Source organism: Roseateles sp. P5_E8 (assembly GCF_054177665.1).
This window is the reverse complement of record NZ_JBGCUM010000002.1, coordinates 58,670-81,887: the sequence shown is the minus strand read 5'-3', so window position 1 is coordinate 81,887 and position 23,218 is coordinate 58,670. Positions and strand designations below refer to the sequence as shown.

Here is a 23,218-nt window from a genome sequence, read left to right as displayed (position 1 = left end):
GTACAGATTCAAAGTGTGGCTGGGTCAACTGTACTGGGTCTGTATCGCTGTCTGTCCCTAGACTGAGCCCATGCAAGGGTTATCCATCTCAACCACCACGGCGTCCGACGCCACACGCGGCCTGCTGCTGGGTCTCGCCGGCGTCGTCATGTTCGCGCTCAGCCTGCCGATGACGCGGCTGGCCGGCGGCAGCGCCGAGGCGCCCCAACTGGACCCGGCCTTCGTCGCCTTCGGCCGCGCCGCGGTCGCGGGGCTGCTGTCGCTGGCCTATCTGGCCGTCACCGGTGCGCGCCGGCCGCGCGGTGGCGAGTGGCGGTTGCTGGCCTTCACGGCGGGCGGCGTCGTCTTCGGCTGGCCGCTGCTGTCGGGCCTGGCCGTGCGGCAGGTGGACGCGGTGCATGCCGCCGTCATCTCCGGCGTGCTGCCGCTGGCCACGGCCGTCATCGCCGCGCTGGTGCTGCGCCAGCGACCGAGCCTGGCTTTCTGGGGCTGTGCTGTTGCCGGGCTGGGCCTGGTGGTCGGCTTTGCCGCCTGGCGCGGTGCGGGTGGGCTGGAGATGGCGGACGTGCTGCTGCTGGGCGCGGTGGTCTGCGCGTCGGCGGGTTATGTCAGCGGCGCGCGGCTGACTGCTGGCATGACAGCCGAGCAGGTCATCTGCTGGGTGTTGGTGCTGAGCCTGCCCATCACCGTGCCGCTGGCCGTCATGACGCGACCGACCGCGCCGGTCGCGCCCTCGGCATGGGCGGGCTTTGCCTATGTGTCGCTGTTCTCGATGTGGATAGGTTTTTTCGCCTGGTATCGCGGCCTGGCGCTGGGCGGCACGCTGCGCGTCAGCCAGGTGCAGGTGCTGCAGCCGTTTCTTTCCATGCTGCTCGCGGTGCCGTTGCTCGGCGAGACGCTGGACGCGATGACGCTGGTCTTTGCTGCCGCGGTGCTGGCGGTGGTCTGGCTGGGCAAGCGGCAACCGGTTCACTCGCAGGAGGCGACATGAACGATCGATTCACCACCCAACTCATGCCGGGCCAGGCGCTGACTTTGGCCGCCGCGCGCGGGCCGCGCCGGCTCGTCGTGACGAGTGGCCGGCTGTGGCTGACGGTGTCCTGCAGCACCGACGACCACTGGTTGCGCGCCGGCGAGGGCTTGACGCTGGCGGCCGGCCAGGAGGCCGTTGTCGAGGCCTGGCCCGAGGCAGCCTTCCAGCTGTTGCAGCCGGTGCCGCAACGTCGACGTGCGGCCCGGGCCACCGCCGGCTGGCGCCTGGCATTGGTGGGCGCATGAGAACGCTGGGCATCCTCGGCGGCATGAGCTGGGAGTCGACCCAGTATCTGTATGCGCTGATCAACCGCGGTGTCGCCGCGCGCCTGGGCGGCCTGCACAGCGCTCAGCTGCTGCTGCACAGCGTCGACTTTGCGCAGATCGCCGCCCTGCAGACGGCGGGTGACTGGGCCGGCGCGGCGCGCGTGCTGGGCGACGCCGGTGCGGGGCTGAGGCGTGCGGGTGCCGAGGCGCTGTTGATTGCGACGAACACCATGCACCTTGTCGCCACCGAGATCGAGCAGGCGGCCGGCCTGCCGGTGCTGCACATCGTCGACGTGACGGCCGAGGCCTTGCGCGCCGCCGGCGTGCGGCGCGCCGGCCTGCTGGGCACGCGCTTCACGATGGAGCACGGCTTCTACCGCGACCGCATGCGTGAGCGCTTCGGCATCGACGTCATCACGCCCGACGAGGCCGGCCGCACCGATGTGCATCGCCTGATCTTTGAGGACCTGTGCCGTGGCCGCTTCGAGCCCGCCTCGCGCGAGCTGCTGCGCAGCCAGGTCGCGCAGTTCGCCGACCGCGGCGCACAGGCCGCCATCCTCGGCTGCACCGAGCTTGGCTTGTCGCTGCCGGCCGGCTCGCCTGCCTCATTGCCACTGTTCGACTCCACCGAGCTGCAGGCCCGCGCTGCGGTCGACTGGATGCTAGGCTGACTCTTTTGAAATTCACCGTCACCCCATCATGAGCACGATCTGGACCCAGGCGCGCCGCGCCGCGCGAATGAATCCGTCCATCATTCGCGAGATCCTCAAGGTCACCGAAAAGCCGGGCGTGCTGTCCATGGCCGGCGGCCTGCCGAGCGCGGACACCTTTCCCGTAGCCGCCATCAAGGCCGCCTGCGACCGTGTGCTGACCGACACGCCACGTGAGGCGCTGCAATACGCCTCTAGCGAGGGCTACGCGCCGCTGCGCGAGTGGGTGGCGGCGCGCGTCGCGTCGCTGGGCATGAAGGTCTCGCCTGACCAGGTCTTGATCACCAGCGGCTCGCAGCAGGGGCTGGACCTGGTCGGCAAGATCCTCTGCGATGCCGGTGCGCCGGTGGCCGTCGAGACGCCGACCTACCTCGGCGCGCTGCAGGCCTTCACGCCCTTCGAGCCGCTGTTCGCCAGCCTCGCCAGCGACCTGGAGGGCCCGCGCCCCGAGGCCATTGCCGCGCTGCCGCACGACGCGCCCGGCACGCGCTTCAGCTACCTGCTGCCCAACTACCAGAACCCCACCGGCCGCGTCATGGGTGCGCAGCGCCGCATCGACGTCGTCGAGGCCTCGCGCCGCGCCGGCGTGCCCATCGTCGAGGACAACCCCTACGGCGACCTCTGGTTCGACGAGCCGCCGCCTCCTTCGCTATCCAGCCTATGGCCCGAGGGCTCGCTGTATCTAGGCTCCTTCTCCAAGGTGCTGACGCCGGGCTTCCGCCTGGGTTATCTCATCGCACCGCCCGAGCTCTACCCCAAGCTGTTGCAGGCCAAGCAGGCCGCCGACCTGCACACGCCGGGCTTCAACCAGCGTGTCGTGCACGAGGTGGTTCGCAACGGCTTCCTGGACGGCCATGTGCCCACCATCCGCGCCCTCTACAAGGCCAACCGCGACGCCATGGCCGTGGCGCTGCGCGAGCACATGCCGCCGGGCTGCGAATGGCAGAACCCGCAAGGCGGCATGTTCTTCTGGATCCGCCTGCCCGAGGGCCTGGACGCGATGGCCCTGCTGCCCCGCGCGGTGGACGCCGGCATCGCCTTCGTGCCCGGCGCCGCCTTCTACGCCCACCAGCCCGATCCGCGCACGCTGCGCCTGTCCTTCGTCACGCTGACGCCCGACCTCATCGGCGAGGGCGTCGAGAAGCTGGGCCGCCTGCTGCACGAGGCGATGGAGCCGGCCATGGAGCACGCGCCCTGATGACGCAGCGGGAGGGCTACCGGCTGAGCTTCGCGCCCGAGGACGTGGATGCCCGCGCGGCGCATGCCTTCCTGCGTGGCGCCTACTGGTGCGAAGGCATCCCGCTGGCGACCGTCGAACGCTCGATCGAGAACTCGCTGTGCATCGCCCTGCATGCCGAGGGCGTGGGCCAGGTTGGCTTCGCCCGCGTCGTCACCGACCGCACCACCTTCGCCTACCTCTGCGACGTCTACGTGCTGGACGCCCACCGCAGTCGCGGCCTGGCGACCTGGATGATCGAGACCTTGCTCGCCCACCCCGACCTGCAAGGCCTGCGCCGCTTCATGCTCTTCACGCGCGACGCCCACGCCCTCTACACCGGCCACGGCTTCACGCCGCTGGCCGCGCCGCAGCGGGGCATGGAAATCGTCAAACCCGGCCTCTACCTCCAACCTTCCGTTTCGCCATGACTGAATTGCGCCGCTTCGTCCAAGTCGACGTCTTCACCGCCACGCCGCTCAAGGGCAATCCGCTGGCCGTCGTCATCGATGCTGGCGGCCTGTCCGACGACGAGATGGCGGCGTTTGCGCGCTGGACCAATCTGTCCGAGACGACCTTCCTGCTGCCGCCCACCGAGCCCGGCGCCGACTACCGCGTGCGCATCTTCACGCCCGGCGGCGAGCTGCCCTTTGCCGGCCACCCGACGCTGGGTAGCGCCCACGCCTTCCTGGCCAGCGGCGGCGACGCGAAGAAGCCCGGCGAGGTCGTGCAGCAATGCGCCATCGGCCTGGTGCGCGTGAAGCGCGACGGCGCCCGCCTGGCCTTTGCCGCGCCGCCGCTCAAGCGCAGCGGGCCGGTCGATGCCGCTACGCGCGCGCAAGCCATTGCGTCGCTGCGCATCGCGCCTGAGGCGGTGCTCGACCTCGTCTGGTGTGACAACGGTCCCGGCTGGCTAGCCGCCCGCCTGCCCGATGCAGCCAGCGTGCTCGCGTTGCAACCCGACTTCGCGGTGATGGACAAGCTCAAGGTTGGCGTCGTCGGTGTCTACCCCGCCGGCAGCGAATGCCAGTTCGAAGTGCGCGCCTTCGTGCCCGACCTCGGCGTGCCGGAAGACCCGGTCACCGGCAGCCTCAACGCCGGCCTGGCGCTGTGGTTGCAGGAGTCGGGCCTGGCTGGCGACAGCTACGTTGCCGCCCAGGGTGCGGCCCTCGGCCGCGCCGGCCGCGTGCATGTGAAGCGCGACGCCGAGGCGACGTGGATAGGTGGCGACGTGACGCCGCTGATCCATGGCCAGGTGAGGTTGTGATGACTGAAGAGCTGTTCCGCGACGACGCGACGCTGCTGGCCTGCGCGGCCACCGTGCTGGCGCAAGGCGAGGGCGGCGTCATCCTCGACCGCACCGTCTGCTACCCGCTCGGCGGCGGCCAGGCCGGCGACACCGGCTGGCTGACGGTGGGCGAGCAGCGTTGGCGCATCAGCGACACGCGCAAGAGCAAGGAGCAGCCCGGCGCCATCGTGCACCTGGTCGACGGCGAACCGCCTGCGGTGGGAACAGTCGTGCAGATCGACGTCGATGCCGGCCGCCGCAATGCCCACCGCCGCTTTCACACCGCCACGCATCTGCTGTGCGCGCTGCTGCCCTACCCGGTCGATGGCTGCTCCATCACCGAGACCTATGCGCGGCTGGACTTCCACACCGACGAGCCCTTCGACAAAGAGGCCATCCAGGCGGGCCTGACGCGCTTGGTGGCCGAAGCGCACCCGGTGGGTCACCGCTGGATCAGCGAAGACGAACTGGATGCCAACCCCGGCCTGGTCCGCTCCATGAGCGTGCAACCGCCGCGCGGGCTGGGGCGGGTGAGGGTGCTGGAGGTTGAAGGAGTGGACTTGCAACCCTGCGGTGGAACGCATGTCAGCAACACCGCCGAGATCGGAGCGGTCGTTGTCACGAAGATCGAGAAGAAGAGCGCGAAGACCCGCAGGGTCGTGCTGGGCTTCGCTGGCTAAACTGCGCCGCCTATGGTCGGCCCTGACATCCAGCTCATCACCCCCGAGTCCGCAGAGGACTGGCAGGAAACCCGCCTCATCCTGCGCGACTACGCCAACAGCCTCGACTTCGATCTCGACTTCCAGGGTTTCGAAGAGGAACTGGCCGCGCTGCCCGGCGCCTACGCGCAGCCAAGTGGCCTGATGCTGCTGGCCCTCGTCGACGGCGCCGTCGCCGGCTGCGGCGCCTTCCGCCCGCTGCCCGACGCCGACTACGCCAACGCCTGCGAGATGAAGCGCCTGTTCGTGCGCCCGGCCTTCCGCCGCTTCGGCCTGGGCCGCATCCTGGCCCAGCAGTTGATGGACCGCGCCACCGAGGCCGGCTACTCGTCCATGCTGCTCGACACGCTGGACGACATGGAAGCCGCCCGCGGCCTCTACGAAAGCCTGGGCTTCGTCGATGTGCCGCCGTTCTACTTCAACCCCATCCCCGGCGCCCACTACCTGAAGGCCGAACTCGGCGCCTTCCGGCCGAGTTACTTCGGATAACCGCCTAGAGTGGCGGGATGGCCCTCGAAGACATCCAGCCCCTCGGCTCCCACCGCTGCCTGCTCGGCGAATCGCCGCTCTGGCATCCCGCCGAACAAGTCCTTTACGCGGTCGACATTCCCGGCCGCCAGGTGCTGCGCTGGCGCGAAGGCGCAGACGCACCAGACGTCTGGCCGCAGGATGCGGAGCCAGGTTGCATCGCGGCACGCGCCAGCGGTGGCCTGCTCGTTGCGCGGCGTGACGGGCTTTGGACCCTCGACACGACGACCGGCGCCCAGACGCTGCTGGCGCCGCCGCCCTATGACCCCGCGCGACTGCGCTTCAACGACGGCAAGGTCGGCCCGGACGGCGCGCTGTGGGTGGGCAGCATCTCGGATGCGCGCGAGCCCGAGGCGGCGCTCTACCGCTTCGATGGCAGCTACTTCGCGGCGCAGGTGACGGGCCTGACAACGGCCAACGGCCTGGCCTGGAGCCCCGATGGCCGGCGCATGCACTGGTCCGACACCAAGGCACATCGCATCTACGTGGCGGACGACAAGGCCTTGTCGGCACGCGTGTTTGCCGAGTTCAAGCCCCGCACGCCCGGCGAGGCCTACGGTGGCCGCCCCGATGGCGCCGCCATGGACGCCGAAGGTCACTACTGGGCCGCGATGTTCGAGGGCAGGAGCCTCGTGCGCATCGCGCCCACCGGCGAGGTCGTGCAGCGCCTCGAACTGCCCGTGACCTGCCCGACCATGCCGACCTTCGGCGGCGCCGACCTGCGTACCCTCTTCATCACGACGGCGCGCGAGAAGCGCCCCGCCGATGAATTGGAACGCGAGCCGCTGGCCGGCGCGGTGTTGCAGTTGCGCGTCGCTGTGCCTGGCTTGCCCGCGACGCTGACAAGCGCCTGAATGGCGTTTGATCTAGGGGACAGGTTTACCCAGGTGTGACTCGTCACATATAATGGCTGGCTTTGTTGATGGCGCTTATGCGTCATCTTGGTGCAACTAGCGTCTGTCAGTCTGAAGGCGTTGAGCCGCCCACCCCAGGATCTGGCGCCATGACCGAGAACGGCCCCCGAAAGACCTGGCCCCCCGCGCTTGTCGCCGGCGGCTGGGACGACAACAACGAGGAGCCGCCCGTCAAGGCGCTGACCCCGGAGCAGGCGGCGGCGGTCAAGTCGGCGTTGCCGATGCTGTCGCCCTGGCGTGTGCTGGGGATGCAGCTGGTGGCGGGTTTGCTGTGCGTGGCCGTGATCTGGCTGTGGACGGCATCTGGCGTGGCCATGGCCTCGGCGCTTTACGGCGCTGCGGCGGTGGTGCTGCCAAACATGCTGCTGGCGCGGGGCATGACAAAGCGAGTGAATTCAGCGGCCGGTGCGGCTGCGAGATTCATGGGTTGGGAATTTTTGAAAATCGGTGCATCGATCGCGATGCTGGTACTGGCGCCAAAGGTGGTGCCGGGCCTGAGTTGGCCAGCCCTGCTGGTCACCCTCGCGGTCTGCATCAAAGTGAACTGGCTTGCGCTCGCGTGGCGTGGCCGTAAACGGAACTGACGAGGCAGAACGAAACATGGCAGCAGAAGGCCACGAAACAGCAGCCCCGACCGCTGGTGAATACATCATTCACCACTTGAACCACGCGCAGAGTGGCAAGCAGCAGGGCATCGTCGACTTCTCCGTCGTCAACCTCGACTCCATCTTCTTCAGCGTGCTGCTGGGTCTGGTGGGCAGCTTCTTCCTGTGGCGCGCCGCGAAGGCAGCTACATCGGGCGTCCCGGGTCGTTTTCAAGCGGCCGTCGAGATCCTCGTCGAGATCGTCGCTGACCAGGCCAAGGGCATCGTCCACAGTGCCAACAGCCGCAAGCTGGTCGCGCCGCTGGCCCTGACCGTGTTCGTCTGGATCTTCCTGATGAATGCGATGGACTTGTTCCCCGTGGACCTGTTCCCCTGGATCTGGCAGAACATCACCGGCGACCACCACGCCTATCTGCGTGTCGTGCCGACTGCCGACTTGTCCATGACCATGGGCCTGTCGCTTGGCGTGCTCGTGACTTGCCTCATCTACAACGTCAAGATGAAGGGCGCTGGCGGCTGGGCTCATGAGCTGATCTCGGCGCCGTTCGGCGACAAGGTCGCGCTGTACCCGATCAACCTCGCCATGCAGCTCATCGAGTTCGTTGCCAAGACCGTGTCCCACGGCATGCGGCTGTTCGGCAACATGTATGCCGGCGAACTGATCTTCATGCTGATCGCCCTGATGGGTGGCGCCTGGAGCCTGTCGGCCACCGGCGTCGGCCTGGCCATCGGCCACATCATTGCGGGCTCGGTGTGGGCGATCTTCCACATCCTGATCATCACGTTGCAGGCCTTCGTGTTCATGATGCTGACGCTGGTCTACATCGGCCAGGCCCACGACGCGCACTGAGCGTCGCCCAGTTTCCCCAAGCAGTTTTCCTCAACCGTTTCTCTCTCTAAATCTCTCAAGGAGTCATCGTGGAAGTTATTAGCTTTGTTGCTCTCGCCGCTGGTCTGATCATTGGTCTGGGCGCCTTCGGTGCTTGTATCGGTATCGGCATCATGGGCAGCAAGTACCTTGAGTCCGCCGCTCGTCAGCCCGAGCTGATGAACGAACTGCAAACCAAGATGTTCCTGCTGGCCGGCCTGATCGACGCGGCCTTCATCATTGGCACGGGTATCGCCCTGTGGTTCGCGACTGCCAACCCCTTCCTGGGTCAGATCGCCACCGCCCTGGCTGCTGGCGCCAAGTAATTCGAAGCTGTCGACCCGCCGTGGCCATGGTTGCCCCGGCGGTTTCCGCACTCGAAACTTTGTGAGGCACCAAGGTGTTTATTAACGCATCGCTCATCGTTCAGATGATCGTGTTCCTGATCCTGGTCGGGTTCACGATGAAGTATGTGTGGCCGCCGATCATCAAGGCGCTCGATGAGCGCGCCGCGAAGATCGCCGCAGGCCTGTCCGCCGCCGACAAGGCCAAGGCCGAGCTGGCTGGTGCCGAGGCGCAGATCGCCAAGGAACTGGCTCAGACCAAGGCCGAGTCCGGCAAGCTGATCTCGGACGCCGAGAAGCGTGCCGCGGCCATCGTCGACGCCGCCAAGGGCCGCGCCGAAGAAGAAGGCGCCAAGATCCTGGCCGCCGCCAAGGCCGATGCCGAGCAGCAGGTTTCCCGCGCTCGCGAAGTCCTGCGCGAGCAGGTCGCCGCGCTGGCCGTCAAGGGCGCCGAGCAGATCCTGCACAAGGAAGTCAACGCCGGCGTTCACGCCGAGCTGCTGGCTCGCCTGAAGACGGAGCTGTAAATGGCCGAGATCGCCACCATCGCCCGCCCCTACGCGGAAGCGCTGTTCCAGGTTGCCAAGTCGCAGGACCTGGCTGCCTGGGGCCGTCAGCTCGACGCGCTGGCCCAGGTGGCGCAGGACGCCGATCTGCGCCAGTTCGCCGATCACCCCAAGGCTCAGTCCGAGCAGGTGCTCGCGGTCATCGCCGCTGCCGCCAAGCAGGACCTGACCCCGGGCGTGCAGAACTTCCTGCGCGCCGTGATCGAGAACGGCCGCCTCGCCGCGCTGCCCGAAGTCGTTGCCCAGTACCACGTGCTGGCCAATGCCGCTTCCGGCGTGTCCGACGCGCACATCTACAGCGCCTACGAAATCAGCGACGCCCAACTGGCCGAGCTGAAGACGACGCTGGAACAGCGCTTCGGCCGCAAACTCGACGCGCATGTGCAGATCGAGCCGGCGCTGATTGGCGGCGTGCGCGTGGTGGTCGGCGACGAGGTGCTGGACACCTCCGTCAAGGCCCGCCTTGAGCGCATGAAGGTCGCCCTGACTGCCTGACGGCTGCCCGAGCCACCCAAGACATCCCATCGATTCACCCTGCGACTGACCCGCCTCATGGCAACGGTCTGGCCGCTCCGGGTACTGGAGACCCAGCATGCAACTCAATCCCGCTGAAATTTCCGAACTGATCAAGAGCCGCATCGAGGGTCTTGGTGTTGGCTCGGACATTCGCAACCAGGGCACCGTCGTGTCCGTTTCCGACGGCATCGTCCGCGTCCACGGCCTGTCCGATGTGATGCAGGGCGAAATGCTCGAATTCCCGGTCGCCAAGGACGGCAGCCAGACCTTCGGCCTAGCCCTGAACCTCGAGCGCGACTCCGTCGGCGCCGTGATTCTGGGTGCCTACGAGCACATCTCGGAAGGCGACACCGTCAAGTGCACGGGCCGCATCCTGGAAGTGCCGGTCGGCCCCGAGCTGATTGGCCGCGTCGTCAATGCGCTGGGCGAGCCAATCGACGGCAAGGGCCCGATCAACGCCAAGATGACCGACGTCATCGAGAAGGTCGCCCCGGGCGTGATCGCCCGCAAGTCGGTCGACCAACCCGTGCAGACCGGCCTGAAGTCGATTGACTCCATGGTTCCCGTCGGCCGCGGCCAGCGCGAACTGATCATTGGTGACCGTCAGACGGGCAAGACCGCCGTCGCCATCGACGCGATCATCAACCAGAAGGGTCAGAACATGACCTGCGTCTACGTCGCCATCGGCCAGAAGGCKTCGTCGATCAAGAACGTSGTGCGCKCGCTGGARCAGSCCGGCGCGATGGARTACACCATCGTTGTGGCTGCCTCGGCCTCCGAGTCCGCCGCGATGCAGTATGTGTCGGCCTATTCGGGCTGCACGATGGGCGAGTACTTCCGCGACCGCGGCCAGGACGCGCTGATCATTTACGACGACCTGTCCAAGCAGGCCGTGGCCTACCGCCAGGTCTCGCTGCTGCTGCGCCGCCCGCCGGGCCGCGAAGCCTACCCTGGCGACGTGTTCTATCTCCACAGCCGCCTGCTGGAGCGCGCCGCCCGCGTGAACGCCGACTACGTCGAAGCCTTCACCAAGGGTGAAGTCAAAGGCAAGACCGGTTCGCTGACGGCCCTGCCGATCATCGAGACGCAAGCCGGCGACGTGTCCGCCTTCGTGCCGACCAACGTGATCTCGATCACCGACGGCCAGATCTTCCTGGAAACCAGCCTGTTCAACGCCGGTATCCGCCCCGCCATCAACGCCGGTATCTCGGTGTCGCGCGTCGGTGGTGCTGCCCAGACCAAGCTGATCAAGTCGCTGTCCGGCGGTATCCGTACCGACTTGGCGCAGTACCGTGAGCTGGCCGCGTTCGCGCAGTTCGCTTCCGACCTGGACGAAGCCACCCGCAAGCAGCTGGACCGCGGTGCCCGCGTGACGGAACTGCTGAAGCAGGCCCAGTACTCGCCGCTGTCCATCTCGTTGATGGCAGCAAGCCTGTACGCCGCCAACAAGGGCTTCATGGACAGCATCGAAGTGAAGAAGGTCCTGGCCTTCGAACACGGCCTGCACCAGTTCCTGAAGACCAGCCACGCCGCGCTGCTTGCCAAGCTGGAAGCCGACAAGGCGATGGACAAGGACGCTGAAGCCGAGCTGAACGCCGCGATCACTTCTTTCAAGAAGTCCTTCGCTTAAGCCACGGAACACGTGGGGCTGAGCCTTAACTTAGCCCTGCACTGACTAGGAGTTCGAATGGCTTCAAGCAAAGAAATCCGCGGCAAGATCAAGTCGGTCGAGAACACCAAGAAGATCACCAAGGCGATGGAAATGGTCGCCGCCTCCAAGATGCGCAAGGCGCAGGAACGGATGCGGTCGGCTCGCCCCTACGCCGAGAAGATCGGCAACATCGCGGCCAGCCTTGCCAAGGCCAACCCCGAGTACCGCCATCCCTTCCTCGTGAAGAACGAGGGCGTGAAGACGGTCGGCATGGTCGTCGTCACGACGGACAAGGGCCTCTGCGGTGGTCTCAACACCAACCTGCTGCGCGCGGCCACGGCCAAGCTCAAGGAAGTCGAAGCGGCGGGTCACAAGGCCGAAGTCGTCGCCATCGGCGGCAAGGGCCTGGGCTTCATGAACCGCATCGGCGCCCGCGTCGTCGCTCACGCGACGCAGCTCGGCGACCAGCCGCACATCGAGGCCCTGATCGGCCCCGTCAAGGTGCTGCTCGACCAGTACGCCGAAGGCAAGCTGTCCGCCGTCTACCTCTGCTACACGCAATTCATCAACACGATGAAGCAAGAGGTGAAGGTGCACCAGCTGCTGCCGCTCAAGGCCAGCGACATGGAGACGGACAAGGCCGGCCACTCGTGGGACTACATCTACGAGCCGGACGCGCCCACGGTCATCAACGAACTGTTGATGCGCTACACGGAAGCGCTGGTCTTCCAGGCCGTCGCCGAGAACATGGCCAGCGAGCAGTCCGCCCGCATGGTGGCCATGAAGGCCGCGACCGACAACGCCGGCACGCTGATCGGTGAGCTGAAGCTGGTCTACAACAAGACCCGCCAGGCCGCGATCACCAAAGAGTTGTCCGAGATCGTCAGCGGCGCAGCCGCGGTCGGTTGAGTCGCTTCGGCACGCAAAGAATTGAATTGAAGGAACGCAAAAATGGCTAACACGCAAGCAGCAGTCGGCAAGATCGTTCAGTGCATTGGCGCCGTCGTCGACGTGGAATTTCCGCGCGACCGCATGCCCAAGGTGTATGACGCGCTCAAGATGGAAGGCTCGGCCCTGACGCTGGAAGTCCAGCARCAGCTGGGCGACGGCRTCGTCCGCACCATCGCGCTGGGCTCGTCCGACGGCCTGCGCCGCGGCACCGAAGTCTTCAACACCGGCGACACCATCAAGGTGCCGGTCGGCAAGGCGACCCTCGGCCGCATCATGGATGTGCTGGGCAACCCCATCGACGAGCGCGGCCCGGTCTCGGCCGAGCTGACCGCCTCCATCCACCGCGCCGCCCCGGCCTATGACGAGCTGAGCCCGTCGCAGGACCTGCTGGAAACCGGCATCAAGGTGATCGACCTGATCTGCCCGTTCGCCAAGGGCGGCAAGGTGGGTCTGTTCGGTGGCGCCGGCGTCGGCAAGACCGTCAACATGATGGAGCTCATCAACAACATCGCCAAGGCGCACAGCGGCTTGTCCGTGTTCGCCGGCGTGGGTGAGCGCACTCGCGAGGGCAACGACTTCTATCACGAGATGTCGGACTCGGGCGTCGTGGTCCAGGACAAGCTGGAAGACTCCAAGGTCGCCATGGTCTACGGCCAGATGAACGAGCCCCCGGGCAACCGTCTGCGCGTGGCGCTGACCGGCCTGACCATCGCCGAGTCCTTCCGCGACGAAGGCAAGGACGTGCTGTTCTTCGTGGACAACATCTACCGCTACACGCTGGCCGGTACCGAAGTGTCTGCACTGCTGGGCCGCATGCCTTCCGCCGTGGGCTACCAGCCGACGCTGGCCGAGGAAATGGGCCGCCTGCAAGAGCGCATCACGTCGACCAAGGTCGGCTCGATCACCTCCATCCAGGCCGTCTACGTCCCTGCGGATGACTTGACCGACCCGTCGCCTGCCACGACCTTCGCCCACTTGGACGCCACCGTCGTGCTGTCGCGTGACATCGCCTCGCTGGGCATCTACCCCGCCGTGGATCCGCTGGACTCGACCAGCCGCCAGATCGACCCCAATGTCGTCGGCGAAGAGCACTACTCGACGACCCGTGCCGTGCAGCAGGTGCTGCAGCGCTACAAGGAACTGCGCGACATCATCGCCATCCTGGGCATGGACGAACTGTCGCCGGAAGACAAGCTGTCGGTCGCTCGCGCCCGCAAGATCCAGCGCTTCCTGTCGCAGCCCTTCCACGTCGCCGAAGTCTTCACCGGCTCGCCCGGCAAGTACGTGCCGCTGAAGGAAACCATCCGCGGCTTCAAGATGATCGTGGCTGGCGAGTGTGACCACCTGCCGGAGCAAGCGTTCTACATGGTTGGCACCATCGACGAAGCCTTCGAAAAGGCCAAGAAGATCCAGTGAGGTTGACCGGGACGTTTCGGCGTCCCGTCTCTCTCTCAGGACTTCTTCAATGGTTAGCTAAGGAAGATTGAACATGGCAACCCTCCACGTCGACGTGGTCTCCGCCGAAGAGCTGATCTTCTCGGGCGAGGCCAAGTTCGTCGCCCTGCCGGGCGAGAGCGGCGAGCTCGGCATCCTGCCGAAGCACACGCCGCTGATCACCCGCATCAAGCCGGGCGCCGTGCGCATCGAGCGTCCTGACGGCAGCGAAGAATTTGTCTTCGTCGCCGGCGGCATCCTCGAAGTGCAGCCCAACCGCGTGACCGTGCTGGCCGACACCGCCATCCGCGGCAAGGACCTCGACGAAGCCAAGGCTGTCGAGGCCAGGAAGCAGGCCGAGGAAGCGCTCAAGAACGCCAAGAGCGAACTCGACCAGGCGGCGATCCAGAACGAGCTGCTCACGCTGGCGGCTCAGGTCGCGGCGCTGCGCAAGTTCCGCAAGAAGTAATCGCGGCTTTCCGCGATCCGAAGGGCGATGGGAGTGATCCCATCGCCCTTTGTCATTGCGCCTTTCCTCTGGCCGTCGATGGGAATTTGAACCGCCGAGCGCCACATTTGCATCGATAAACTGGCGCCGCTTCAATCTAGGGAGGAAACCTCATGAAGAGTCTAAGAATCACGAACTGCGGCTTGGCCATTGCTGCGCTTGCCGCCACGCTCGGCGGTTGCGCCACCACTGAGACATCGCGTTCTGTCGAAGTGCCCAAGGTCGCCGCTGCCACCGCACCGGCCTACCAGGGCGTTCGCGCACCCATCGCCGTCGGCAAGTTCGACAACCGCAGCAGCTACCAGCGCGGCATCTTCTCGGACGGCATTGACCGTCTGGGCACGCAGAGCCGCACCATCCTGGTCTCGCACCTGCAACAGACCAACCGCTTCAGCGTGCTGGACCGCGACAACCTCGAAGAGTCCAAGCAGGAAGCCCAGTTCAAGGGCAGCGCGCAGACCATCAAGGGCGCCGACTACCTGGTCACCGGCGCGGTCAGCGAGTTCGGCCGCAAGGACGTCGGCGACAAGCAGTTGTTTGGCGTGTTGGGCCGCGGCAAGACCCAGGTGGCCTATGCCAAGGTGACGCTGAACATCGTCAATTCGGCAACCTCCGAAGTCGTCTATTCAGTTCAAGGTGCGGGCGAGTACAGCCTGTCCGAGCGGGAAGTGCTGGGCTTCGGCAGCACCGCCAGCTATGACGCCACGTTGAACGGCAAAGTGCTGGATCTCGCCATCCGCGAGGCCGTCAATGCGCTGACCACCGGCGTCGACAGCGGCGCCTGGAAGCCGGTGCGCTGATGAGGGCCGCCATGATGATGAAGCCTCTCGCACTCGCCGCCGCCCTGGTCCTCGTCGGCTGCGCCCAGCCTGGCCCCAAGCCGCTGTATCAGTGGGCGGGCTACCAGAACTCTGTCTACCAGTACATGAAGTCCAACGGCAGCGAGCCCGGCGCGCAGATCGCCGCGCTGGAGGCCCAGATCGAGAAGAACAAGGTCGCCAACGAGGCCAACCCGCCCGGCATGCGCGCCCACCTGGCGCTGCTCTATGGCAAGACCGGTGACGACGTCGCCGCGCAGCGCCACCTTGAGGCCGAGCGCGTCCAGTTCCCGGAATCGGCCGCCTACGTCGACTTCCTGCTGAAGAACACCAAGAAGGACGCCGGCAAGAGTGCGACCGGCGCCACCAACGCCGCCGCAGCACCCATCGCGCCTGCGCAAGCCGCCAGCCAGTCCAAGACCTGAGGGAGACAAAACCAATGAAAGCCATGTTCCAGCGCGCACTGCGCTGTACTTCGTTGCTTGCTGGCGCCGTTGCGCTGCTCGTGCTGCAAGGCTGCGCCACGCCGCCGGCCCCGTATGACTACACGGCCTACAAGGAGGCCAAGCCCACGTCCATCCTCGTGCTGCCGCCGATCAATGCCACGCCCGAGGTGCAGGCCACGCCCAGCGTGATGGTGCAGATGACGCAGCCGCTGGCCGAGTCCGGCTACTACGTGCTGCCGGTGTCCTTGGTGGACGAGACGCTGAAGAGCAACGGCATGCACACGCCGGACGACGCCCAGCAGATCCCCGCAGCCAAGCTGCGCGAGATCTTCGGGGCTGATGCGGGGCTGTACGTGAAGGTGACGCGTTATGGCTCGGTCTACAAGGTCATCAACAGCGAGACGGCCGTGACGCTGGAGGCCAAGCTGGTGGATCTGCGCAACGGCAAGCTGTTGTGGGAAGGCAGTGCCACCGCATCGAGCGCCGAGCAGGCCAACAACAGCCAGGGCGGCCTCATCGGCCTCCTGGTGAAGGCCGTTGTCGACCAGATCATCTCGGCCTCCACCGACCGCAGCCACCCGATGGCAGGCCTTGCCAGCCAGCGCCTGCTCGCCGCCGGTCGTCCGAATGGGCTACTGTTCGGTCCTCGCTCCCCCAGCTACAACAAACCCTGACGATGGACCGCATCGAACTCACGGCGCCGGACGGCGCGCTCGCGACCTTGAGTCTCGATGGCGGCCACCTGCTGTCCTGGAAGCCCGCCGGCGCCCCCGAGCAGCTCTATCTGTCCGCGCGCAGCGAGTTCGCGCCCGGCAAGGCCATCCGTGGCGGCGTGCCGGTGTGCTTCCCGCAGTTTGCCGAGCGCGGGCCGCTGCCCAAGCATGGCTTTGCGCGCACGCTGCCGTGGGAACTGGTGCAGCAGGAGGTGGGCAAGGACGACGTACTCGCCGTCTTGCGTCTGCGCGACAGCGACGCCACGCGCGCACTCTGGCCGCATGCCTTCGAGCTGGAACTGAGCGTGCGGGTGGGCGGGCGCAGCCTGGACGTGGAACTGGCCTGCGAGAACCTTGGCGACGCGCCGCTGCAGTTCACTGCTGCCCTGCACACCTATCTGCGCGTGGCGGACCTGGACGCGGTCAGCGTCGAGGGCCTGGCCGGGCTGCGCTACTTCGACAGCATCAAGAAGGCCGAGGCCTTGCAGCGCATGGACCTGCTGCTGACCGGCGAGAACGGCGTGCTGGACCTGGACCGCATCTACTTCGGCGTGAAGGAGCGGCCGCTGCTGGTGACTGAGGGCCGCCGGCAAGTGGTCATCCGCCAGCAGGGCTTCGAGGATGCGGTCATCTGGAACCCCGGCCCCGAGCGCTGCGCCAAGCTGGCCGACATGCCGCCCGAGGGCTGGTCGGAGATGCTGTGCGTGGAGGCGGCCTGCGTCGGCCGCCCGGTCGAGCTGCCGGCCGGTGAGAGCTGGGTGGGGCGGCAGAGCCTGCGGTTGGAGTAACCCTAGATTCGGCAGTTGACCGCTCGCTACTCATCGAGTCTCGGCCCATCAACACCTTGCCCACGTTGCGCGCTTCACCACGTCGGTGAACAGCGCTGCACGCCCGCTGGTCTGGCGCTTCGTGCCGCTCGCTGCGTTGCTTCTCCTTGTGGGCACAGGCCCACTGCGTCGTCGCGCCTTGCCAGCGACCCGCCTCGCCCGCCCATCGGGCGCGCCCAACTGCCGCAATTAGGGTAACGCGCCTCAGCCCAGCAGCGGCGCGTCGGGTAGCTCGTTCAGGCGCGGCGCGGTGTTGGTCACGTCGCGCGGGAAGTGCGCCACCAGCAGTGCGTCCACTGCGGTGATGGCCTCGCCCAAGCCCTGCTCGAAGTGGCCGGCGCGGAACGCCGCGCCCATCGCATCAACCAGCGCCTGCCACCGCTCAGCGTCAACGCGCCGTGCCACTGCCCGGTCGGCAACGATCTCGATGCGGTGCTCGGCCAGCAACAGGTAGATCAGCACGCCGTTGTTGAGCTCGGTGTCCCAGACGCGCAGCTTGGCGAACATGGTGACCGCCCGCTCGCGTGCCGGCGCGTCGCGCCACAGATAGCTCAGCGGCAGGCTGGCCTCCACGCAGACGCGGATCTCGCCGCTGTGGTGGGCCTCGCTGTCGGCCACGCGCTGCTGCAGCCGCGCCAGCGCCTCGGCGGGCAGYACGCGGCGCGCGTCGTCCTCGTCCCACAGGCGATGACGGATGAAGCGCTTGAGTGACGGGCCTGCCATCACCAGTTTCCCGAGGCGCCGCCGCCGCCGAAGTTGCCGCCACCGCCGGAGGAGAAGCCGCCGCCTCCCCCGCCGCCAAAACCACCACCTCCGCCGCCACCGCCCCAGATGATGGGCGGCACCATCATGCCGCCACGCCGCGTGCCTCCCAATGAGCGTCTGGCCGAGCCGATGCCGAACAGGCCCACCAGCACCAGCGCCGCGACCGCGGCGACGCCCGCCATGACGAGGCCGCCGCCAAACGCCCAGCCGGCCGCACCGGCGGCGCCGGCCGTCGCCACGCTGCCCAGCTTGCGGCCGAGCATGCCGGTCAGCAGCATGCCGACGACCGGCACGCCGATGAAGAACAGCAGGCCGAGGTCCTGGAAGCCAAAGCCTTCGTCCGCGGCATGCCGCGAAGGGCCTGATGCAGGCACCGGCAAGCCTTCACCCGCAATGCGCGCCTGCAGCTTCTCGATGGCGGCCTGCAGGCCGCCGGCGTAGTCCCCGGCCTGGAAGGCGGGCTTCATGGCCGTGTCGATGATCTGCCGCGCGGCGAGGTCGGGCACCGCCCCTTCCAGCGCCTTGGCCACCTCGATGCGCATCTTGCGGTCGCTCTTGGCGACGACGATCAGCAACCCGTCGCCCACGGCGCGGCGGCCGATCTTCCACTGGTCGGCCACGCGCTGCGCGTACGCGGCGATGTCCTCCGGCGCGGTCGTGGCGATCATCAACACGGCGATCTGCGGGCCGGACGCCTGCTCGTAGGCGGCCAACCGGTCCTCCAGCGCCTGGCGCTGCGCGGCGTCGAGCGTGCTGGTCTGGTCGATCACGCGGGCGCTCAAGGCCGGCACCGGCTGCACGTCCTGGGCCTGGACGCACGCCGCTGCCATCAGCAGCAGCAAGGCGGTGAGCCAACGCATGGCGCGCTTACTTCGACGCGGCGGGCGTAGCGGGGACTGGGGGCTTGGCCGTGCCGAAGTCCACCGTCGGCGCCGTCGTGATGGTCGCCTCGTTCTGCACCGTGAAGTTGGGCTTGGCCTTGTAGCCGAACACCATGCCGGTGAGGTTGTTCGGGAAGCTGCGCGCATGCACGTTGTACGAAGCCACCGACTGGATGTAGCGGTTGCGCGCCACGGTGATGCGGTTCTCGGTGCCTTCGAGCTGCACGCGCAGATCCTGGAAGCCCTGGTTGGCCTTCAGGTTCGGGTAGTTCTCGGTGACCACCAGCAGGCGCGACAGCGCGCTGCTCAGTTCGCCCTGCGCCGCCTGGAATTTTTTCAGGGCTTCGGCATCGTTGACGAGTTCCGGCGTGACCTGCACGGCGGTGGCACGGGCGCGCGCCTCGACGACGCGGGTCAGCGTCTCCTGCTCGAAGTTGGCCTCGCCCTTGACGGTGTTGACGATGTTGGGAATCAGGTCAGCGCGGCGCTGGTACTGGCTCAGCACCTCGGCCCAACTGGCGTTGACCTGCTCGTCCAGCGTCTGGAACTGGTTGTAGCCGCAGCCCGACAGGCTGGCGGCGACGACCAAGGCGGCAAGGATTCGGATCATGGGCGCATTCATCGTGCATCTCGCTGCGAAGAAGGTGAACCAGCTATCGGCAAACAGCGTTCCCGGCGGCAACAACGGGGCCATGCATGTCAGCGGGGATAATTTCAACCATGTTCGCCCCCCTCCAAAACGACAGCTTCCTGCGCGCCTGCCTGCGCCAACCCACCGAGCACACGCCCGTCTGGCTGATGCGCCAGGCCGGCCGCTACCTGCCCGAGTACCGCGCCTCGCGCGAAAAGGCCGGCAGCTTCATGGGCCTGGCCACCAACCGCGACTACGCGACCGAGGTGACGCTGCAGCCGCTGGCGCGCTACCCGCTGGACGCCGCCATCTTGTTCAGCGACATCCTGACCGTGCCCGATGCGATGGGCCTGGGCCTGAGCTTCCAGCAGGGCGAGGGCCCGAAGTTCGCCAAGGTCGTGCGGGATGAAGCCGCCGTCGAGGCGCTGGCCGTGCCCGACATGGACAAGCTGCGCTACGTCTTCGACGCGGTCACGTCGATTCGCAAGGCGCTCAATGGCCGCGTGCCGCTGATCGGCTTCTCGGGCAGCCCCTGGACGCTGGCCTGCTACATGGTGGAGGGCGGCGGCTCGGATGACTACCGGCTCGTCAAGAGCCTGATGTACTCGCGCCCGGACCTGATGCACCGCATCCTGGACGTGAACGCCCGCGCCGTGGCGGCCTACCTGAACGCGCAGATCGAGGCCGGCGCCCAGGCCGTCATGCTGTTCGACTCCTGGGGCGGCGTGCTTGCAGACGGCGCCTTCCAGCAGTTCAGCCTGGCCTATTCGCGCCAGGTGCTTGCGGCGGTGAAGACCGAGCATGAGGGGCAGCGCATCCCGCGCCTGCTGTTCACCAAGGGCGGCGGCCTGTGGCTGGACGAGATCGCCGATTCCGGCGCCGATGTCGTCGGCCTGGACTGGACGATGAACCTGGGCGCCGCCCGCGCCCGAGTTGGCGACCGCGTGGCCTTGCAAGGCAACCTCGACCCCAATGTGCTGTTCGCGCCGCCCGAGGCCGTGCGCGCCCAGGTGCGCGCCGTGCTGGACAGCTTCGGCAAGCCGGCGGCGGGCAGCGGCCACATCTTCAACCTGGGCCACGGCATCAGCCAGTTCACGCCGCCGGAGAGCGTCACGGCACTGGTGGACGAAGTGCACAGCCACTCGCGCAAGCTGCGCGCCGCAGGCTGATAAAGCGAGAAATTTGCACTTGCCCGGTGACTTATCCCCAAAAATTGGGATACGAGCCGGCGCGTTGAAGATTGGTGCGACGCAAATTGGCGTTTTCCCGGATCGCCCCTAAGTGATTGATTTTCAAGGGAAGCCCCAAAACCATGCGGCGAGCCAGTTCGGGGCAGCCCGCCCGGCAGCCGGGCACCATCACCCGCCTCATGGGATTTGCTCACAAACTTATCCACAGAAATTGTGGGCAACCCAAGAAGTCTTACTAATCATGGACTTGGCCCCGCTTCTTGAGCCGGCGCTTCATAAAACGCACGGAGCTGTGCTTGCCTGAGACGACGCAGGCGGCGGTGGTGCGCGTCGCTGTTGACGCGCCCCAGCACAGCGGACTGAACGGCCCGCTTGACTATGCGAGTGAGCAGGCGCTCGCCTCGGGCACGCTGGTGCGCGTGCCGCTGGGCAAGCGCGAGCTGTTGGGTGTCGTCTGGCCGGGTGAGGCCATGGGCGAGCCCGAGATGGCGCTGCGGCCGGTGGCGGCCGTGTTCAGCGCGCTGCCGCCGCTGGGCGCGGACTGGTGCCGGCTGCTGGACTTTGCCGCCGGCTACTACCAGCGCAGCGTGGGCGAGCTGGCCAGCGCCGTGCTGCCGCCGCAGTTGCGCGAGCTGTCACCCGAGCAGCTCGCCGCCCGCCTGCGCAAGCTGGACAAGAAGCCGGCCAAGGCCGCCGCCGCAGAGCCGGTGAAGCCGCCGCTGGCGCCGGAACAAGCCGAGGCTGTCGCCCGCATCGAGGCGCAGCTGGCCAGCGCCGCGCCCAAGCCCGCGCTGCTGTTCGGCGTGACGGGCAGCGGCAAGACCGAGGTTTACCTGCGCGCCGCCGAGGCCGCGCTGGCCGCCGGCCGCCAGGTGCTGGTGCTGGTGCCCGAGATCAACCTGACGCCCCAGCTCGAAGCCCGCTTCACCGAACGCTTTGCGGCGCTGCTGCCCGAGCCCATGGCCATCGTCTCGCTGCACAGCGCGCTGACGCCGGCCCAGCGCCTGCAGAACTGGCTGGCCGCCCATCTCGGCCGCGCGCGCCTCGTGCTGGGCACGCGGCTGGCCGTGTTCGCGTCAATGCCCGAGCTGGGGCTGATCGTCGTGGACGAGGAGCACGACCCCTCCTACAAGCAGCAGGACGGCGCCCGCTACTCGGCCCGCGACCTGGCCGTCTGGCGCGCGTACGACCTCAAGGTGCCGGTGGTGCTCGGTTCGGCCACGCCGTCGCTGGAGAGCTGGCAGCACGCGGAAAGTGGCCGCTACGAGCGCCTGACACTGGCCGCCCGCATCGGCGGCGGCGCACTGCCCCGGGTCAGGCTGTTCGACATGAAAGCCCTGCCGCCCACGGCCGGCGTGACGACCGCGCTGACCGCGCCCTTGCTGGCTGCGCTGAAAGAACGCCTGGACCGCGGCGAGCAGAGCCTGGTCTTCCTGAACCGCCGCGGCTACGCGCCGGTGCTGCATTGCGGCGAATGCCAGTGGAAGAGCGACTGCCCACATTGCAGCGCCTGGCGCGTCTTCCACAAGCGCGACCGCACGCTGCGTTGCCACCACTGCGGCTTCACCGAGCGCGTGCCCAGCGCCTGCCCCAACTGCGGCAACCATGACATCGCGCCCCTGGGCCGCGGCACCGAGCGGCTGGAGGAGCAACTGGCCGAGGCCCTGCCCGGTGCCCGCGTGCTGCGCATCGACGCCGACTCCACGCGCCGCAAGGGCGAGTTGGAGGCGCAGTTGAAGGCCGTGCACGACGGCGACGTGGACATCCTCGTCGGCACGCAGATGATCACCAAGGGCCACGACTTCCGCCGCATCCGCTTCGTCGCGGCGGTGAATCCGGATGGTGCCCTGTTCAGCAGCGACTTCCGCGCGCCCGAGCGCCTGTTTGCGCTGCTGATGCAGGCGGGCGGCCGGGCGGGGCGTGACGCTTCCAGCGAAACACCGGCCGAGATGTGGGTGCAGACCTGGCATCGCGACCACGCCCTCTACCAGGCGCTGGCGCGGCACGACTATGTGCGCTTCGCCAAGACCCAGCTCGACGAGCGCCGCTCGGCCAGCCTGCCGCCGTTCTCCCGCTTGGCCTTGCTGCGGGCTGAGGCTCGCACGGTGGACGCCGCCAAGGCCTTTCTCGCGGCGGCCGCCGAGCTGATTCAGGACGAGGGCGTGCTCGTCTACCCGCCGGTGCCGCACGCGGTGGCGCGCGTGGCCGACGTGGAGCGCATGCAGATGCTGGTGGAGGCCGGCCAGCGCGCGCGCCTGCAGGCCGCCTTGCGTGCCTGGGTGCCGGCGCTGATCGCGCTGAAGCGGGAGCACAAGGCCGTGTTGCGCTGGGCGGTGGACGTGGACCCGCTGGCGATCTGAGCCCAGAAACGCCGAACGGCCCGCGAAGGGCCGTTCAGAGGCAGGAAAGAGGTGGGGTTCAGGCGCGCGGTGCGTGGTCCAGCGTGCTGGCGAGCGCGGTGGCGCGGCGCTGCTGTTCCTGGCGGCGCAGCGCACGGCCCAGCGGGCGGTACAGCGCAATGCCCAGCCCGACCAGCGCGCCGAGCAGCATGCCGATGTCGACCTGGGGCGCTGCGGCGCCGAATTCGCTGTCGGCCTGCACTTGTGCCGGTTCCCAGTGGCTGCCGCCGTTCAGCGCCGTGAGGCTGGCCGAGCCGATGCGGCCGGCGTCGGCGATGACGGTGGTCGCGGCCTGGTTGGATGCGCTGTGCAGGCGTGGGTCTTGCGGAGCGCCGGCCGGGGAGGCGGAGCTCAGGGCAACGAGGACAGCAGCAATGATCAGGACTTTCATGATGCGGGGCTCACCGTGAGAAGAAGTGCTGGAGCGCATT

Annotated in this window: 28 protein-coding genes; 24 read left to right on the top strand and 4 right to left on the bottom strand. The window is 67.5% G+C overall.

Features of this window, described 5'->3' with window-relative positions:
- Positions 1-70 precede the first annotated feature (70 nt).
- The 22 genes from ACXRVZ_RS01685 (at position 71) to ACXRVZ_RS01580 (ending at position 16,882) form a co-directional block, all read left to right on the top strand.
- Positions 71-991, top strand: a complete 921-nt coding sequence (locus ACXRVZ_RS01685; RefSeq protein ID WP_457418928.1) for a DMT family transporter — start codon at positions 71-73, stop codon at positions 989-991.
- Positions 988-1,278, top strand: coding sequence for a DUF2917 domain-containing protein (locus tag ACXRVZ_RS01680; protein ID WP_457418926.1), 291 nt, complete (start codon positions 988-990; stop codon positions 1,276-1,278). Before ACXRVZ_RS01685 ends, ACXRVZ_RS01680 begins: the two co-directional genes overlap by 4 nt.
- On the top strand, positions 1,275-1,970 hold the full coding sequence (locus tag ACXRVZ_RS01675) for an aspartate/glutamate racemase family protein (RefSeq protein WP_457418924.1): 696 nt from the start codon (positions 1,275-1,277) through the stop codon (positions 1,968-1,970). Before ACXRVZ_RS01680 ends, ACXRVZ_RS01675 begins: the two co-directional genes overlap by 4 nt.
- A 28-nt stretch (positions 1,971-1,998) precedes the next feature.
- Positions 1,999-3,207, top strand: a complete 1,209-nt coding sequence (locus ACXRVZ_RS01670; protein ID WP_457418922.1) for an aminotransferase-like domain-containing protein — start codon at positions 1,999-2,001, stop codon at positions 3,205-3,207.
- A complete protein-coding gene (locus ACXRVZ_RS01665) occupies positions 3,207-3,656 on the top strand; it encodes a GNAT family N-acetyltransferase (RefSeq protein WP_457418920.1) in 450 nt (149 codons plus the stop codon). Before ACXRVZ_RS01670 ends, ACXRVZ_RS01665 begins: the two co-directional genes overlap by 1 nt.
- Positions 3,653-4,492: a PhzF family phenazine biosynthesis protein gene (locus ACXRVZ_RS01660; RefSeq protein WP_457418918.1), complete on the top strand. Its 840-nt coding sequence runs from the start codon at positions 3,653-3,655 to the stop codon at positions 4,490-4,492. Before ACXRVZ_RS01665 ends, ACXRVZ_RS01660 begins: the two co-directional genes overlap by 4 nt.
- Positions 4,492-5,193: an alanyl-tRNA editing protein gene (locus tag ACXRVZ_RS01655; RefSeq protein ID WP_457418916.1), complete on the top strand. Its 702-nt coding sequence runs from the start codon at positions 4,492-4,494 to the stop codon at positions 5,191-5,193. The genes ACXRVZ_RS01660 and ACXRVZ_RS01655 overlap by 1 nt, the downstream gene beginning before the upstream one ends.
- 12 nt (positions 5,194-5,205) lie before the next feature.
- On the top strand, positions 5,206-5,721 hold the full coding sequence (locus tag ACXRVZ_RS01650; RefSeq protein WP_457418914.1) for a GNAT family N-acetyltransferase: 516 nt from the start codon (positions 5,206-5,208) through the stop codon (positions 5,719-5,721).
- Positions 5,722-5,738: 17 nt separating this feature from the next.
- Positions 5,739-6,614, top strand: coding sequence for an SMP-30/gluconolactonase/LRE family protein (locus tag ACXRVZ_RS01645; protein ID WP_457418912.1), 876 nt, complete (start codon positions 5,739-5,741; stop codon positions 6,612-6,614).
- A gap of 149 nt (positions 6,615-6,763) precedes the next feature.
- Positions 6,764-7,258 carry an ATP synthase subunit I gene (locus ACXRVZ_RS01640; RefSeq protein ID WP_457418911.1) on the top strand — a complete coding sequence of 165 codons (495 nt, stop codon included), beginning with the start codon at positions 6,764-6,766 and terminating at the stop codon, positions 7,256-7,258.
- A 16-nt stretch (positions 7,259-7,274) separates the two neighbouring features.
- A complete protein-coding gene (atpB, locus tag ACXRVZ_RS01635; RefSeq protein WP_457418909.1) occupies positions 7,275-8,129 on the top strand; it encodes a F0F1 ATP synthase subunit A in 855 nt (284 codons plus the stop codon).
- Positions 8,130-8,197: 68 nt separating this feature from the next.
- Positions 8,198-8,473 carry a F0F1 ATP synthase subunit C gene (gene atpE, locus ACXRVZ_RS01630; protein WP_056205553.1) on the top strand — a complete coding sequence of 92 codons (276 nt, stop codon included), beginning with the start codon at positions 8,198-8,200 and terminating at the stop codon, positions 8,471-8,473.
- Between the two features lie 74 nt (positions 8,474-8,547).
- Positions 8,548-9,018 (top strand): F0F1 ATP synthase subunit B, encoded by a 471-nt coding sequence (locus ACXRVZ_RS01625; RefSeq protein WP_457418907.1) that lies wholly within the window; start codon positions 8,548-8,550, stop codon positions 9,016-9,018.
- Entirely contained in the window at positions 9,019-9,552 is a 534-nt protein-coding gene (locus ACXRVZ_RS01620) for a F0F1 ATP synthase subunit delta (RefSeq protein WP_457418905.1), read from the top strand.
- Between the two features lie 97 nt (positions 9,553-9,649).
- A complete protein-coding gene (gene atpA / locus ACXRVZ_RS01615; RefSeq protein ID WP_458232156.1) occupies positions 9,650-11,203 on the top strand; it encodes a F0F1 ATP synthase subunit alpha in 1,554 nt (517 codons plus the stop codon).
- 57 nt (positions 11,204-11,260) lie between these two features.
- Positions 11,261-12,133: a F0F1 ATP synthase subunit gamma gene (atpG, locus tag ACXRVZ_RS01610; RefSeq protein ID WP_457418901.1), complete on the top strand. Its 873-nt coding sequence runs from the start codon at positions 11,261-11,263 to the stop codon at positions 12,131-12,133.
- Positions 12,134-12,175: 42 nt separating this feature from the next.
- The gene (atpD, locus tag ACXRVZ_RS01605) at positions 12,176-13,591 is read left to right on the top strand and encodes a F0F1 ATP synthase subunit beta (RefSeq protein ID WP_458232155.1); all 1,416 of its coding nucleotides are present in this window, start codon (positions 12,176-12,178) and stop codon (positions 13,589-13,591) included.
- Between the two features lie 73 nt (positions 13,592-13,664).
- Positions 13,665-14,078 (top strand): F0F1 ATP synthase subunit epsilon, encoded by a 414-nt coding sequence (locus ACXRVZ_RS01600; protein ID WP_457418897.1) that lies wholly within the window; start codon positions 13,665-13,667, stop codon positions 14,076-14,078.
- A gap of 152 nt (positions 14,079-14,230) precedes the next feature.
- Positions 14,231-14,917, top strand: a complete 687-nt coding sequence (locus tag ACXRVZ_RS01595) for a CsgG/HfaB family protein (protein ID WP_457418895.1) — start codon at positions 14,231-14,233, stop codon at positions 14,915-14,917.
- 11 nt (positions 14,918-14,928) lie between these two features.
- Positions 14,929-15,360 carry a DUF4810 domain-containing protein gene (locus tag ACXRVZ_RS01590; protein WP_457418893.1) on the top strand — a complete coding sequence of 144 codons (432 nt, stop codon included), beginning with the start codon at positions 14,929-14,931 and terminating at the stop codon, positions 15,358-15,360.
- A 23-nt stretch (positions 15,361-15,383) separates the two neighbouring features.
- Positions 15,384-16,055, top strand: coding sequence for a DUF799 domain-containing protein (locus ACXRVZ_RS01585; protein ID WP_457419224.1), 672 nt, complete (start codon positions 15,384-15,386; stop codon positions 16,053-16,055).
- A gap of 2 nt (positions 16,056-16,057) precedes the next feature.
- Complete coding sequence (locus tag ACXRVZ_RS01580; protein ID WP_457418891.1) at positions 16,058-16,882, top strand: D-hexose-6-phosphate mutarotase; 825 nt, start codon at positions 16,058-16,060, stop codon at positions 16,880-16,882.
- A gap of 243 nt (positions 16,883-17,125) precedes the next feature.
- Here ACXRVZ_RS01580 and ACXRVZ_RS01575 read toward each other — a convergent pair whose 3' ends face one another.
- From ACXRVZ_RS01575 to ACXRVZ_RS01565, 3 genes are read right to left on the bottom strand one after another with little or no spacing between them, the layout of a single operon-like run.
- The gene (locus ACXRVZ_RS01575) at positions 17,126-17,644 is read right to left on the bottom strand and encodes a TPM domain-containing protein (protein WP_457418889.1); all 519 of its coding nucleotides are present in this window, start codon (positions 17,642-17,644) and stop codon (positions 17,126-17,128) included.
- Complete coding sequence (locus ACXRVZ_RS01570) at positions 17,644-18,546, bottom strand: TPM domain-containing protein (RefSeq protein ID WP_457418887.1); 903 nt, start codon at positions 18,544-18,546, stop codon at positions 17,644-17,646. The genes ACXRVZ_RS01575 and ACXRVZ_RS01570 overlap by 1 nt, the downstream gene beginning before the upstream one ends.
- 7 nt (positions 18,547-18,553) lie before the next feature.
- On the bottom strand, positions 18,554-19,177 hold the full coding sequence (locus tag ACXRVZ_RS01565; protein WP_457418885.1) for a LemA family protein: 624 nt from the start codon (positions 19,175-19,177) through the stop codon (positions 18,554-18,556).
- Positions 19,178-19,287: 110 nt separating this feature from the next.
- Here ACXRVZ_RS01565 and hemE point away from each other — a divergent pair, with 110 nt between their 5' ends.
- Together hemE and ACXRVZ_RS01555 are read left to right on the top strand one after the other, a co-directional pair.
- Positions 19,288-20,367, top strand: a complete 1,080-nt coding sequence (hemE, locus tag ACXRVZ_RS01560) for a uroporphyrinogen decarboxylase (RefSeq protein WP_457418883.1) — start codon at positions 19,288-19,290, stop codon at positions 20,365-20,367.
- Between the two features lie 317 nt (positions 20,368-20,684).
- Positions 20,685-22,748: a primosomal protein N' gene (locus ACXRVZ_RS01555; protein WP_457418881.1), complete on the top strand. Its 2,064-nt coding sequence runs from the start codon at positions 20,685-20,687 to the stop codon at positions 22,746-22,748.
- A 58-nt stretch (positions 22,749-22,806) separates the two neighbouring features.
- On the opposite strand, the gene ACXRVZ_RS01550 is transcribed toward ACXRVZ_RS01555, so the two are convergent.
- Complete coding sequence (locus ACXRVZ_RS01550; RefSeq protein ID WP_457418879.1) at positions 22,807-23,178, bottom strand: hypothetical protein; 372 nt, start codon at positions 23,176-23,178, stop codon at positions 22,807-22,809.
- Positions 23,179-23,218: the final 40 nt, after the last annotated feature.

Bases quoted from the DNA above. Each gene is read 5' to 3' on its own strand.
- ACXRVZ_RS01685 (WP_457418928.1), top strand. From the start codon at position 71: ATGCAAGGGTTATCCATCTCAACCACCACGGCGTCCGACGCCACACGC.
- ACXRVZ_RS01680 (WP_457418926.1), top strand. From the start codon at position 988: ATGAACGATCGATTCACCACCCAACTCATGCCGGGCCAGGCGCTGACT.
- ACXRVZ_RS01675 (WP_457418924.1), top strand. From the start codon at position 1,275: ATGAGAACGCTGGGCATCCTCGGCGGCATGAGCTGGGAGTCGACCCAG.
- ACXRVZ_RS01670 (WP_457418922.1), top strand. From the start codon at position 1,999: ATGAGCACGATCTGGACCCAGGCGCGCCGCGCCGCGCGAATGAATCCG.
- ACXRVZ_RS01665 (WP_457418920.1), top strand. From the start codon at position 3,207: ATGACGCAGCGGGAGGGCTACCGGCTGAGCTTCGCGCCCGAGGACGTG.
- ACXRVZ_RS01660 (WP_457418918.1), top strand. From the start codon at position 3,653: ATGACTGAATTGCGCCGCTTCGTCCAAGTCGACGTCTTCACCGCCACG.
- ACXRVZ_RS01655 (WP_457418916.1), top strand. From the start codon at position 4,492: ATGACTGAAGAGCTGTTCCGCGACGACGCGACGCTGCTGGCCTGCGCG.
- ACXRVZ_RS01650 (WP_457418914.1), top strand. From the start codon at position 5,206: ATGGTCGGCCCTGACATCCAGCTCATCACCCCCGAGTCCGCAGAGGAC.
- ACXRVZ_RS01645 (WP_457418912.1), top strand. From the start codon at position 5,739: ATGGCCCTCGAAGACATCCAGCCCCTCGGCTCCCACCGCTGCCTGCTC.
- ACXRVZ_RS01640 (WP_457418911.1), top strand. From the start codon at position 6,764: ATGACCGAGAACGGCCCCCGAAAGACCTGGCCCCCCGCGCTTGTCGCC.
- atpB (WP_457418909.1), top strand. From the start codon at position 7,275: ATGGCAGCAGAAGGCCACGAAACAGCAGCCCCGACCGCTGGTGAATAC.
- ACXRVZ_RS01620 (WP_457418905.1), top strand. From the start codon at position 9,019: ATGGCCGAGATCGCCACCATCGCCCGCCCCTACGCGGAAGCGCTGTTC.
- atpG (WP_457418901.1), top strand. From the start codon at position 11,261: ATGGCTTCAAGCAAAGAAATCCGCGGCAAGATCAAGTCGGTCGAGAAC.
- ACXRVZ_RS01600 (WP_457418897.1), top strand. From the start codon at position 13,665: ATGGCAACCCTCCACGTCGACGTGGTCTCCGCCGAAGAGCTGATCTTC.
- ACXRVZ_RS01595 (WP_457418895.1), top strand. From the start codon at position 14,231: ATGAAGAGTCTAAGAATCACGAACTGCGGCTTGGCCATTGCTGCGCTT.
- ACXRVZ_RS01590 (WP_457418893.1), top strand. From the start codon at position 14,929: ATGATGATGAAGCCTCTCGCACTCGCCGCCGCCCTGGTCCTCGTCGGC.
- ACXRVZ_RS01585 (WP_457419224.1), top strand. From the start codon at position 15,384: ATGTTCCAGCGCGCACTGCGCTGTACTTCGTTGCTTGCTGGCGCCGTT.
- ACXRVZ_RS01580 (WP_457418891.1), top strand. From the start codon at position 16,058: ATGGACCGCATCGAACTCACGGCGCCGGACGGCGCGCTCGCGACCTTG.
- ACXRVZ_RS01570 (WP_457418887.1), bottom strand. From the start codon at position 18,546: ATGCGTTGGCTCACCGCCTTGCTGCTGCTGATGGCAGCGGCGTGCGTC.
- ACXRVZ_RS01565 (WP_457418885.1), bottom strand. From the start codon at position 19,177: ATGATCCGAATCCTTGCCGCCTTGGTCGTCGCCGCCAGCCTGTCGGGC.
- hemE (WP_457418883.1), top strand. From the start codon at position 19,288: ATGTTCGCCCCCCTCCAAAACGACAGCTTCCTGCGCGCCTGCCTGCGC.
- ACXRVZ_RS01550 (WP_457418879.1), bottom strand. From the start codon at position 23,178: ATGAAAGTCCTGATCATTGCTGCTGTCCTCGTTGCCCTGAGCTCCGCC.